Source organism: Pseudomonas sp. TJI-51 (assembly GCF_000190455.2).
GTDB classification, from domain to species: domain Bacteria; phylum Pseudomonadota; class Gammaproteobacteria; order Pseudomonadales; family Pseudomonadaceae; genus Aquipseudomonas; species Aquipseudomonas juntendi.
Genome location: NZ_AEWE02000072.1, coordinates 57350 through 69550 on the forward strand (window position 1 = coordinate 57350; position 12201 = coordinate 69550).

Annotated in this window: 8 protein-coding genes and 1 pseudogene; 8 read left to right on the forward strand and 1 reads right to left on the reverse strand. The window is 57.7% G+C overall.

Annotation, left to right across the window (positions count from 1 at the left end; translation table 11 throughout):
* From G1E_RS16505 to pilV, 8 genes are read left to right on the forward strand one after another with little or no spacing between them, the layout of a single operon-like run.
* The gene (locus G1E_RS16505) at positions 1 to 1692 is read left to right on the forward strand and encodes a PilN family type IVB pilus formation outer membrane protein (RefSeq protein ID WP_015026533.1); all 1692 of its coding nucleotides are present in this window, start codon (positions 1 to 3) and stop codon (positions 1690 to 1692) included.
* A 2-nt stretch (positions 1693 to 1694) separates the two neighbouring features.
* A complete protein-coding gene (pilO2, locus tag G1E_RS16510; RefSeq protein ID WP_052960513.1) occupies positions 1695 to 3038 on the forward strand; it encodes a type 4b pilus protein PilO2 in 1344 nt (447 codons plus the stop codon).
* Complete coding sequence (pilP, locus tag G1E_RS16515) at positions 3025 to 3546, forward strand: type IV pilus biogenesis protein PilP (protein WP_009684378.1); 522 nt, start codon at positions 3025 to 3027, stop codon at positions 3544 to 3546. The genes pilO2 and pilP overlap by 14 nt, the downstream gene beginning before the upstream one ends.
* Positions 3547 to 3565: 19 nt before the next feature.
* The gene (locus tag G1E_RS16520) at positions 3566 to 5128 is read left to right on the forward strand and encodes a GspE/PulE family protein (protein ID WP_009684379.1); all 1563 of its coding nucleotides are present in this window, start codon (positions 3566 to 3568) and stop codon (positions 5126 to 5128) included.
* A 1-nt stretch (position 5129) separates the two neighbouring features.
* Positions 5130 to 6212, forward strand: coding sequence for a type II secretion system F family protein (locus G1E_RS16525; protein ID WP_009684380.1), 1083 nt, complete (start codon positions 5130 to 5132; stop codon positions 6210 to 6212).
* Positions 6213 to 6244: 32 nt separating this feature from the next.
* The gene (locus tag G1E_RS16530; protein WP_023118099.1) at positions 6245 to 6811 is read left to right on the forward strand and encodes a type 4 pilus major pilin; all 567 of its coding nucleotides are present in this window, start codon (positions 6245 to 6247) and stop codon (positions 6809 to 6811) included.
* A 26-nt stretch (positions 6812 to 6837) separates the two neighbouring features.
* On the forward strand, positions 6838 to 7815 hold the full coding sequence (locus G1E_RS16535; protein ID WP_009684382.1) for an ATPase, T2SS/T4P/T4SS family: 978 nt from the start codon (positions 6838 to 6840) through the stop codon (positions 7813 to 7815).
* The gene (pilV, locus tag G1E_RS16540; protein ID WP_009684383.1) at positions 7812 to 9101 is read left to right on the forward strand and encodes a shufflon system plasmid conjugative transfer pilus tip adhesin PilV; all 1290 of its coding nucleotides are present in this window, start codon (positions 7812 to 7814) and stop codon (positions 9099 to 9101) included. The genes G1E_RS16535 and pilV overlap by 4 nt, the downstream gene beginning before the upstream one ends.
* Before the next feature lie 2620 nt (positions 9102 to 11721).
* Here pilV and G1E_RS28750 read toward each other — a convergent pair.
* Positions 11722 to 12201, reverse strand: a pseudogene (locus tag G1E_RS28750) (integrase); the annotation flags it as partial.

Genomic DNA, 12201 nt, shown 5'->3' on the forward strand with positions numbered 1-12201 from the left:
ATGAATTTGAAGCCTTTGATCGCGAGCTTCCTGCTCGTCGCCGCAAGCGGCTGCACGATCAGCAATGTCAACGACACCATGCGCCGTGCCGAGGATGCGAGCGAGTCGGCCGAAGGCCTCGCCGCCAGTATGCGGTCGCGCCAGGATACGCCGGCAAGGCCAACCGTTCGCTACTCCGACACTCCGTGGGTATCGACTCGCCCAATCAACCTGAAGATCGACGGGATCCCGGACGCGCTTAACTGCGACATCACCTACTCGCCGACGGCCGACGTCGACATTTTTCAGGTCGGTCAGGAGATCACAAAATGGTGTGGCATACCGGTTCGTGTCACTCCGGATGTGACCCTGACAGGCAGTAGCGCTTCTAGCTTCTCGCTGCCTCCGCTGGGCGAGCAACAGGGCTCCGCCGCCAATCCTGGCGGCGCCATGGGGCTTCCGCCGCTGCCGGCACTGCCCCAGGGGGGCTCGGCATTGGGGGCATCGTCCGGTGGCCGCAATTTGTCTATCAGCGGATTAAAGTGGAAGGGCGGCCCGGCCAAGGGGCTGCTCGATATGGCTACCGTGCGTCTGGGACTCTCCTGGAAGTATAGCGCTGCGGAAAACCTGGTCACTATCTTCTACGTCGACACCAAGACGTTCCGCCTGTATGCAATCCCTTCGGTCACCGACATGACTTCTGTCGTGTCTTCAGGAACCACTTCTGCTGCTGGGGTAAGCAACTCCGGTACCAGCAACTCAGGCAGTGGCGGTGGGATATCGGGCAACTCCGGCAGTTCGCAGTCCACCGGCGTCACTATCAACACTGATATCACCAAGGATATCGGAAACAGTGTTCAGTCGATGCTCACTCCGGGCGTGGGCCGAATGTCGATGTCTAGCTCCACCGGCACGATGACGGTAACGGACACGCCTGAAGTGCTTGCCCGTGTCGGCGACTTCCTGAACGGCGAAAACAGCAACATCACCAAGCAGGTCCTTCTCAACGTCAAAGTCCTGAGCGTGACCTTGACCGACAAGGATGACCTCGGCATCGACTGGAATCTGGTCTACACGGCCGTAAACGGCAAGTGGGGCATCGGCTGGAAGAACGTCACCCAGGCGGATGCTGCAGCAGTACAAGGCTCGGTCAGCATCCTCGACACAAGCAGCCAATGGGCTGGATCGAATTTGCTGGTTAAGGCGTTGGCCCAGCAAGGTCGTGTATCGACTATTACCAGCCCATCCGTCACCACGCTGAACCTGCAGCCAGTGCCTGTCCAGGTCGCTCGCCAGACGAGCTACCTGGCCAGCATTCAGACCACCAATACGGCTGACGTAGGTTCGACCACTTCGCTGACTCCTGGGACCGTCACGTCCGGCTTCAACATGAACCTGCTTCCCTACGTGATGCCGGGTAAAGAGCTACTGCTGCGCTACTCGATCAACCTCAGTGCGCTGAAGCAAATCCGCCAGGTCTCCAGCGGCGACAACACCATCGAGATTCCCGAGGTCGACAACCGAATTTTCTCGCAGATGGTCAAGCTGCGGTCCGGTGAGACGTTGGTTCTTTCGGGCTTCGAGCAGTCCGTGGACAACGGCAGCAAGGCAGGCGTTGGTAGCGCGAGCAACTGGCTGATGGGCGGTAGCCTCAAGCGTGACAACAGCAAGGACGTCATCGTCGTCCTGATCACTCCGATCGTGGAAGGTTGAGCATGGGCCCGATGGAGGATGAGGTCATCTCGACGCCGGTCACCGTGACAACGGTGAACGGACAGAGCTTCGTCAGCGGCCTTTTCTGGCAGCCACTGAGCAAGCCGCGGGCCTACATGCAAGAGGCCCGGGAGATCGGAAAGCGCGAGAAGATGGACATCGTGGCGATTCGTCACGGGAGCATCATCCAGGCGGGTTTCGTCTCGAAGAACGCTGGTGTGACCAAGGGCATGTACAGCCTGGCCGCTGCGCTAGCAGGAGCCTTGGGTGAGTCCTGGCTTGGCGTGTTTGCCCTTGGTGCCGAGCGCTACGCGCTGGTCGGCGTGAAAGATGGTGCGATCCTTCCGGGTTGCGACATCGTGGGTGATCAAGTCGAGATTCAGGAAAAACTGCAGATCTTCCAGGCGTTCTTTACCGACGAGAACGACAAATTCTTTTCTCCACCCGAGTTTGGGTTTTCCAACAACGAGCTCTACCTCGACAAGGTGCTGGTAGCATCCAGCCTCAAGAAAGAGTACCGGCTCAAGCAGCTGACCTTCGGCCTGACCTCGAAGGAGTGGGGCGTTGTCGGCGTACTGGGCGTCCTTGCCCTGGTCGGCGCTGTTGTGTTCTTCCAGTGGAAGGCCGCGGAAGAAAAGCGGATCCGTGAGGAACGGATCCGCATTGCAGAAGAGCAACGCCTTGAGCTGGAGCGCCTGAACGAAAAAGCCCAGCAGGAACAGTCGCTGCAGGCTCTCGAACACCCGTGGGCGAAGATGGCCGAGGTTGATGGCTTTTGGCGCGTCTGCTTTGCCCAGGTCACCAAGCTCCCTCTGGCTTTCGACGGCTGGGTGTTCCAGTCCGCCCGTTGTTCTTTCGACAAGGTCGACGTCACCTACTCGCGCACGGGGAACGCCACGGTAGGCGATTTCATCATCGGCGCTGCCCCACGTTTTCCTGCCGCCGAGCCCGCCTTCTTCGAAGAGGGTCAGGCGGCAGCTGTACATGTGCCTCTCGACATGGGGGTAGGCGGCGATGAGGACCTGGAGCAGATGAATCCGCTGCTGAACAGGTTCTCCTCTCATTTCCAACGTCTCGGCTTGAAGCCCGTCATCAACGAGAAGGCCACAGAAGAGCAGCGGCAGGGGATGCCCGGCGAGGATCCGAACGATCCAAACGCGCCGAAGAAGCCCGAGCCGTTCTGGCGCACGTTCACCTTCAGCTATGAGTCGCCGCGGGCGCCGAACGAAACGCTGTCTGGGCTTGCTGGTCCTGGGCTTCGACTGACCGAGATTTCGGTAAACCTCAACTTCGAATCGGCCCAACTGACCTGGAAGGTCGATGGAGAGATCTATGCCCAAAAATAAGATGCCTGCTGCGATCGTAATCGCAATGTTGGTCGTATCGTCCAGTGCGCTCGCTGCCGACGCAACCGTGGGCGACCTGACTCAACTGCAGGGGCAGGTGCTGCTCAAGAAAGCGCAAGTCGACCTGGCCAGGCAGGAAGATGAGCTGCGCAAGCTCAATGGCGGCAGCGCCGGCGGGGTCCCGATGGGGTTGTCGTCGGGCGGCCTCGCTGACGCAGGTACTCCATCGGTTCGATCTGTAGCGGGTGTCAACGGCAAGCTTTACGCGACGTTTGTTTATTCCTCGGGGATCACGGCCGATGCTGCAGCCGGGGAAACTATTCCCGGCGGATTCAAGGTCGTACACGTCACCGTGGACAAGGTGGAGCTGCAGAAAGGAGGTCGACGGTTCCAGGTGGGCTTCGCCTCGCACGCACCGTCGGCAGGTGTCGCTAACGGCATGAATCCTGGGATGGGGCAGCCTGGATACGGCGTACCTCAGCCGATGCTTCCTGGCTTGAATCCGTAAAGGGGCACGGAGAGAGCATATGGGCGTTCCTGCGCTGGCTACTATCGAAACACCTCGTGAGGTGCTTACCGCTCCCGGCGGGAAGTACTCTATCGATGAGAAGCTGCGGGATCTACTGTGCCTGACCGATGACCTGGTGCTCCATGTCTCGGCTTCGCACCTCGGCGATCCGTATGTGCTCGGCTTCATGGAGCGTCTGGGGCGTAGCAAGGTCCGCTATACCCTGCAGAAGCACCCGTTGCCGGAGATTCGCGAACTCTATGCCAACGCAGCGGCCGTGCGGCCGGCGATCGCTGTCGCCAAGCCGGTCGGTCTGATCGAAGAAACCACGCCTCGGCAAGTGCAGGTGCAACGTCTCGTCAAGGACGCGATGACCTGCGGCGCGAGCGATATCCATTTGACCATCGACAAGACACGGCATACCGCGCTCGTTGAGTACCGGGTAAATGGGGATCTGGTCGTCAAGGACCAGATCCGGGCGGAAGATGGTCAAGCTATCGCTTCGACCATCTACCAGTCGATGTGTGACGTAGCGGATCCAACCTACAACGACCTCCAACCGCAAGATGCCCGTCTGAAGCAGTCCTTCGTGAAGGCCTGGGGCCTGTATGGCGCCCGCATCGCGACCAGGCCGACCGACAAAGGGACGTTGATGGTCATGCGGTTACTGCGGAGCTCGGCCGGCGGGTCGCTGGAAGAGCTCGGCTATCTGCTGGAACAGATCCAGCTGATCACGCGCATGATCCAACGCCGCAAAGGGATCATCATTTTTTCTGGCCCGACCGGCTCAGGTAAGTCGACCACCCTACAGCGCGTGTTGAGCGACCTGCTGGAGCTGTTTGAGTACAAGATCCGCTTGCTGACGATCGAGAACCCACCGGAATACGAGATCGGCAAGGGTAGGGCGATTCAAACCCCAATTCTATGCGACTCGGACGATGCTGAAGCGGTATCCCAGGAGTGGGCGCGCTCGATCTCCAACACGCTTCGTCTCGATCCCGATGTCCTGATGGTGGGTGAGATCCGCGATCTCGCGACCGCAAAGGCGGCTTTCACTGCCGCGATGACAGGGCACCAGCTGTGGACGACGCTCCACGCGAACGATCTCGTCGCTATCGTTGAGCGCCTGAAAGACCTCGGCATTGAGATAAGTCTCCTGACGGATCCCATGTTGATGACCGGGCTCATCAACCAAGAGCTGGTTAAAACGCTCTGCAACAGCTGCAAGCTGCCGTTCGTACAAGCCAAGGCCCAACTGCCATCTGACCTCATTGAGCGTGTGGAGCGCTTCTGCACGCCCAGCACCGTTTACGTGTGTGGCCCAGGTTGTTCTGACTGCAACGGCACGGGTGTGCGCGGTCGGACGGTGGTCTCGGAGGTCATGATGCCGAACAAGGGGTTCATGAAGGCATTCCGAGAGAAGGGCAAGGCCGACGCCAGGGCTTACTGGGTCGACCACATGGGCGGCATCACCAAGAACGCGCACCTCATTCGCCTGATGAACATGGGGTGTGTGGATCCGCTGCACGGAGAGCGCGACATCTGCACGCTCGACGAAGACGAAATCACCCTGAGGGATTGAAATGCAGTTGCACGATTTGATGGCCAGGCTGGATCTCGCGGTGATCCGACTGCAGTTCTACGGCTCTATAAGGATGGAGCTCTACGAGGCGCTGTCGTTGCTCCTGGAAAACCGAGTGCTCCTCGATGTTGCATTGAAGGACATGTACAAGATCTATAGTGAGAACGGGAAGAAACCGAAGCGAGCGCTCGCTGCGGTGACCTACGACTGCTACCGTGAGGTGGCCGACGGCAAGCCGCTATCCAAGGCCTTGGCAAAGTGGGTTCCCTATCAGGAATACACGCTGATCGCCGCTGGCGAGCGTTCTGGCGATCTGAAGACCTCATTCGACAACTGCGGAAAGATCATCACGGCCAAGCAGGACATCGTGGGAGCCATCCTGCTGGCTACGGTGTATCCGTCGTTCCTGATGGCCATGGTCTGCGTGATGCTGGTGATGGTGTCCACCAAGTTGGTTCCCAAATTGGCCAGGACCTCTAATCCAGAGACCTGGTCCGGCGCCGCGGCCTTCCTCTACGAGATGTCCCAATACGTCGTCCATTACGGGGCGATCACCCTGGCCGGCATTCTGATCTTCCTGTTCCTGGTCTTCGCCTCGCTTCCATATCTGCGAGGTGGACTGCGCGTCCACCTCGACAAGCTTCCGCCTTGGTCGGTGTATCGAATGCTCCACGGCTCGACGTTCCTCCTCAACGTCGGCGTGATGATCCAAGCAAACGTTTCCCTGCAGGACTCCCTCCGGATGATGGCCGCGGAAGCGAGCCCGTGGTTGCGCGAACGCCTTAATGCCGCCTTCTACGGTCTGGGTATCGGGGGGAACCTGGGGGTCGCGTTGAGCAAGGCCGGATACGACTTCCCAGATAAGAAGGCAGTCCAGTTCCTCATGATCCTGTCGGGCAAGGATGGTTTCGAAGATGCGTTGAGCAACTTCGGTGATCGATGGCTGAAGAAGAGCATCAAGCAGATCCAGTCGGCCGCAAAAATGGCAATCGCCGGCGGGATCATCACGGTCGGTGTGATTCTGATGACGGTTATTTCGGGGGTGTCGGGCATCCAGGACGCAATTCAGGCGGTAGCGAAGTGAACAACAGCAAAATCCCAACCACAGAGGTAGCTATGGAAAAAGCAGCAGAAGTAAAGCCAGTTCAGCCTGGCATCAATCGCAAGGCCCATGCGAAGAAGCAGGCGGGTTTCGGGGCTATCGAGATGATCGTGGTGCTCATCATCGTGATCGGCCTGCTGGCCCTGGCGGCGAGTCGCTGGGACACCCTGTTCGGTAGCAACGAGGCCGCCGAAGAGATCTCCAACGTCAACATGCTCATGGCTGGCACCAAGAACCTGAAAACCTCTTCCGGCTACGGCGCTTCCGGTACGAACCTGGTGCCGGCGCTGATCAAGGCCGGTGCTGTGCCGAAGAACATGACCGTTACCTCCGGCGCGCTTTACAACACCTGGGGTGGTGCTGTGACCGTGGTATCCACCGGTACCGGTTTCACGGTCGCGTCTGCCGCTGTTCCCGAAGGCGTTTGCCTGACCTTGGCCACCAAGCTGGCCCGGGGTGGGGTGTACTCCACCAGGATCAACTCCGGTACCGCGATCATTGGTGAGGTCACCCAGGCTGCTGCGACCGCCGGTTGCAGCAGTGCCACCAGCAACTCCCTCACCTGGGCGAGCAACACCTAATCTGCCGGTGGCAGTAAGGGAGGGGTATGAGCGGCCCAGAAAACCATTCGCCTAAAGAGTTCGGCTGGATCGATCTCTACATTGGTGAGGGCTACAGCGACATGAAACAGGTGGCCGGGGCGCATGCGCCCCGGATCCCTGTGCCAGACAGCATGCAGGAGCTTATTCATGCACTTCGCCAGAAGTGCATGGAGGGCTACGCCACGCATGGTGAGTCCGAGTTTGCGGTGATCCACGAGGGTACGATGCTGCGGGTCACCCAGATGACCGACGTGACCAACAGCAACGTCTTTTTCATTCGGCGACCGGAGGCGGAGATCCGCCGCTTCGCGACTCTGGGCCTGCCTCCGCACGCGGTAAAGCTCCTGCTCGATAAGGGGACGCGGGGGCTGATCCTTTTCGCTGGTGAGATGGGGGTCGGCAAGACGACCTCTGCAGCATCTCTCGTGGTGGAGCGCCTGATGATTCATGGCGGCGTCGCTATCGCGATTGAGGATCCGCCGGAAACGCCTCTGAACGGGCTGCATGGTCCTGGCCGTTGTATCCAAGTGCCGGCGTCGCGAAAGGCTGGTGGATACCGCGAGCACCTCATCAAAACGATGCGAGCCAGTGCGGACCTGATCCTCATTGGTGAGATTAGGGACACGGCCGCCGGCGTCGAGGCAGTCACCGCGAGTACCAATGGTCGCTTGGTCATCGCGACCATACACGGTCGTGACATTCCTGATGCTCTGTCGAGGATCTCGACCTGGTGCGCGGAGCTGCCGAACAACAACGACCTGCTTGCCGACGGTCTGAGTGCAGTCATCTGGCAGACCATCAAACGGCAGCCTGGTCAGCCTGGTCGACTGATGGTCAAGACGCTCTCCATTGGCGCAGGCGATACCGGGATCCGGGCCAAGATCCGGAAGGGCGAGTTTGGCCAGTTGCACCAAGACATCGAACAACAGCTCCGGCAGGCCTCGTGGAGCACCGAAAACCTATTTGGAGGGACGAGAACATGAAGGCGAGAGGCAGGGTATTGCGGGGTGCGAAGAAGCAGCAGGGCTTTGCCGCGATCGAAATGATCGTGGTGCTGATTCTGGTGATCTCCGCCCTCGGGATCGGTGCCCAGGCGATGTTCGATCACGCGGACAACATGGCCGCGCAGACCACTGCCGATCACCAGAAAATCATTTCCGACGCGGCTGCAGCCTATATCAAGGACAACTACGCCGCGGTCGTTGCGGCTGCAGGGCCGACTACGCCGGCGACGATTACCACGACGATGTTGAAGAACACCGGGTACCTGGAGACGAGCGTCGCCGACCTGAACAGCTTCGGCCAGGCCTACAGGGTACTGGCGATCGAGCCGACGCCGAATAAGCTGCAGACGCTGGTTGTCACCACCGGCGGTGAAACCATTTCCGAGACCAGCATTCGTCGGATTGCCAAGCAGGTGGGCGCTCGCGGCGGCTATGTCTCGAACGTCGACACAGCCCGGGTGGAGGGCTCGTTTGGAGGGTGGGGCGTGCCGCTGGCGTCCTACGGCGTTTCCCCGGGGGCAGGGCACTTGGCGACCGCTCTGTTTTTCGACGACGGCGCCCTTACCAACGACTACCTGTATCGAAACTCGGTAGCGGGTCACCCCGAAGTGAACCGGATGAACACCTCGATCGACATGGGAGGCAACAACCTCAACAACACCGGCACGGTGAACGCTACTACAGCAAACATCACCGGGAACGCTGCCGTCGCCGGCAACGCAACCGTCGGCGGCACGATCAAGGGGCAGACGGCTGACATTACCGGGGAGACCTATACCGGTGGGTGGTTCCGTACTCGCGGGGATAGTGGTTGGTACAACGAGAAATGGGTCGGCGGTTGGTATATGAGCGATCCGACCTGGGTGCGCTCGTATGCAAACAAGAACGTCTACACCGCCGGCGAGATGCGCGGGGGCAAGTTGACCTCGGAAGGGAGGACCGAAGTAGGGGAGTACCTCCAGCTCAACGGAGTGGCAACTGAGGGTGCCGGATGCTCTCCGAATGGCCTTGTAGGCCGCAACGCTGCTGGCCTCACACTATCTTGCCAATCCGGTGTGTGGAAATCCAACGGCGGGGGCGCTCCTACGTGTAAGGCATTCACGATACCCGGCTATTCGTCTAACGACGTAACGACTTACGCTTGCCCTGCCGGATATACGAAGATTGCCTGGGACACAACGGGAAGCGGGTGGAGGGGGAGCAGCACGCCCGGGATAATTATTGGACAGAATGACTATTCAACTATTTTCTGCTGCCAGTTCTAATTGCCAATCCGGGGTGTGGACTTCCGCCTCGGGAGTAAAGCTCGGAGAAAAGGTAATCGGCGGTTACGTGTCCTATCACGACTCGTCGAATTCAGGTGCTGCATATTGTCCGGAGGGAGCGGTTCTCATTGGCTTGATTAATGACAAAAGCCTCGATAGTTACCATATGGCTTGCCAAGTTCTGAAATAGCTTTACATGCAAAACTGCTTTTTGCCAATCCGGGGTGTGGCGGGGAGCTACTCCTGGTGAGCGTTGGGGAGGGTCTTACTTCTATGCAAGTTGGGCCGGTGGCGGATGTGGCGGTGGGAACCCTCTAACGGGTGCTTGCAGTTGCCCTACAGGTTATAACGCTTACACGCAGTTCGCAGTGGCGGTGGGTGGATGTCAGCCCTGTATTTCCTACGGCTGTTATAAGCCATAGACGATCTTGCCAATCCGGAGCGTGGAAAGGGAGCGGTATAACTAGCGCTGCCACAGTGATACGGGTTGGCAATCCTTGTAGATGCGCCGCAAACGAAATACGCACCGGATGTTCCGGAAAACAGTCGAGCAGCTACGACACATACGCAGTCGAACCTAACCTTTGCTACGGCGAAGGCGGGCCTGCCCAATGTATCTGCGCCCGCTTCGAATAAGCTTGCCAATCCGGTGTGTGGTCCAAGGTCGGTGGCGGACTTGATGGGCCGTATCGGGTAACCGGCTCTAATCTAGGGACGTGGGTAATATGCACCCTCAATTACGGCAGTGGAAACTCGAAGTCATTAACATTTAGCGGAGGGAACTGGTATTACTCCGGCTCTGGCACCCAAGTTGTCTACTGCTACCGTTAAAATTGTGTTTTGCCAATCCGGGGTGTGGACATCCAATGGCGGCTTAGGGACACCAAGCGAGTATTCAACTTCTTATTACCGCCCTAAAAGTGTAGGGGGTTGGGGCGGAACACTTAATATCGGAGCCCACAAGATCTGCACCATAACTTCAAACCATGGTACAAACGTAGCAAGCACCTATCCAGGCTTCGGCTGCAAGGTCTACGACTCGTCTGGAAACTGGATTCTCCAGGCTTATGCCCAAGATCAGGGCACCGGGTATTGCACAGCAACTTGCTATTAACAGGCTTGCCAACCATCACGAAGTCCATGTGCACCAGATTCGAATAAACCCTCCCATAAAAAAGCCCCGGTAAGGGGCTTTCTTATGGGCAGCGTAAACAGTGAACTAAAAGCATGTTAGGGCTGCAGCATCTTGGGGGACGACATACTCCTGTACCTGGCCGGCTATGAATCCGTAACTCATGCACGCTCGATTGCCGCAGGATAACGACCACTGGAAAGAGCCAGTCTCCTTTCCGGGCTCACTTCCACAGGTCGCGTATCCGTTAGCTCCTGGTTGATTGTTTACATAAGAAATTCTAGTCAGGACATACGATGGTTTATACATCCTGAACCACACCCCGGATTGGCAAGCTAGTAAACAGCATAGGCATAGAATCGGCCAGGCCCGCTTGATTGATTCGGCGGATTTGAGGTTATTGAGTAAGCTGATCCCGCCGGCACAAAGAAGGTGATTGAGGTTGATTTGGAATACGCTCTATTGGCGTTTAGTGAATTGACTACTCTGGTCCCACCTACGTATCCACTTAACTCATACACGTTCTGGTCTTCATTGTAATTGTTGTTTATAACGACTTTGCCGTAGTAGGCAGTGATCATAAGGATGCTGCCCGTATTATTTATTCCATCAAACCGGGCGTAGCACATGGCGCAAAGTGTAGTTAGCGTTCCTGCGCTTCCGTTGCCGCCTTTCCACACACCGGATTGGCAATCAAGGCTTCTTATTAAGCGCGAGCCACGAGAAGCCACTAACTGCACGTCCATTTACAGCAGCTGATCCGCAAGAACCAGACGCTGTTGAAGAAGGACTAGCACCTCCATATAGCCTGAATCCAAAGCGGGTCACACTTGCTACCACATGGTCTATCGCATCTGATGCTCCTGCAGCGCATGGAGTAAATGGAAAGAGCCTGGTAGAAGCGACAATTATCTGCGGTGGAGACGCCATTGGTTCTGAAAACACAACATCGGTATATGGAAGGTTATTGCAAATTGACTCCGGGGCGTTCAACCAATAGCTCCCGCAGATAGATGTATACACCGAGCCGCTTTGTATCTCTGTTGACTCTCCCGGTGACCACACCCCGGATTGGCAAGATGATCACTGAGTGAATTCAGCCAGATAGATTCGTCCAGCGCCGCATGTATATGGAGCGGACGACACTTGATATGCACTGCCCGCTGGCACCATGAAACCGATGGAATCCGATTTGGAACCTACATCGTATGTATGGCTTGACCCTGCAACTGTAATCCAGCCTCCGTAAAATACAGCCGCAGAAAGTTGATATCTATTCCCGCAGGTTCCTCCGGAGCCATTGCCTCCGTAAGCAGAAACGAACATTGGTGAGCTAGTAATGTTCGTCCTCGTGACAGACCCGTTGAACAAGCCGATATAGTCCAAACGACCAGGTGCTGATCCTCCCCCTCGCCACACCCCGGATTGGCAATGTAGTGCCCGAATCCCGCGTCTGTCCTGGCTACCCGTACTTTCAAGATCACCCAATCACTGCAAAAAAGTGTGACCCCCCCCTTTTGACTGTTCTGAGAGTAGGCAGAGTGGATCCAGCATGATGATGTCTGCCTCGTCGACCTGTTCCAGGTACTGATCAGGTGCTGGTACGTGGCGTTTGTCACGCAAGGCCACCATGAGATGCCTCAGCAGGGCGTCCTGGGCGCTCTGTAGCGCGATTTCCGGCGTGAGTCCTTGCCCTTCTACTCCTTCGAAGTCCAAGACGCGGACAACAACGCCTGTGGGCGTCTGCTGAGTTATGGCGGGGTACGGGACCAGGTGATTGATGACCACCTGCTGGCCGCGGTGTTTGTTGCCTTCGAGCTTTTTAACCAGTCGCGAGGCCTTCAAATGGGTATATCTCTTCAACATAGCGAGGCTCTTGTGCCCGCTGATTGCCGCGATCTCCATCACGTCCAAGGTGCCGAGTTCGAAGAGGCGCGAGCACGCTTCGTGTTCTACTAGCATCAAGGT

Bases quoted from the DNA above. Each gene is read 5' to 3' on its own strand.
- G1E_RS16505 (WP_015026533.1), top strand. From the start codon at position 1: ATGAATTTGAAGCCTTTGATCGCGAGCTTCCTGCTCGTCGCCGCAAGC.
- pilO2 (WP_052960513.1), top strand. From the start codon at position 1,695: ATGGGCCCGATGGAGGATGAGGTCATCTCGACGCCGGTCACCGTGACA.
- pilP (WP_009684378.1), top strand. From the start codon at position 3,025: ATGCCCAAAAATAAGATGCCTGCTGCGATCGTAATCGCAATGTTGGTC.
- G1E_RS16520 (WP_009684379.1), top strand. From the start codon at position 3,566: ATGGGCGTTCCTGCGCTGGCTACTATCGAAACACCTCGTGAGGTGCTT.
- G1E_RS16525 (WP_009684380.1), top strand. From the start codon at position 5,130: ATGCAGTTGCACGATTTGATGGCCAGGCTGGATCTCGCGGTGATCCGA.
- G1E_RS16530 (WP_023118099.1), top strand. From the start codon at position 6,245: ATGGAAAAAGCAGCAGAAGTAAAGCCAGTTCAGCCTGGCATCAATCGC.
- G1E_RS16535 (WP_009684382.1), top strand. From the start codon at position 6,838: ATGAGCGGCCCAGAAAACCATTCGCCTAAAGAGTTCGGCTGGATCGAT.
- pilV (WP_009684383.1), top strand. From the start codon at position 7,812: ATGAAGGCGAGAGGCAGGGTATTGCGGGGTGCGAAGAAGCAGCAGGGC.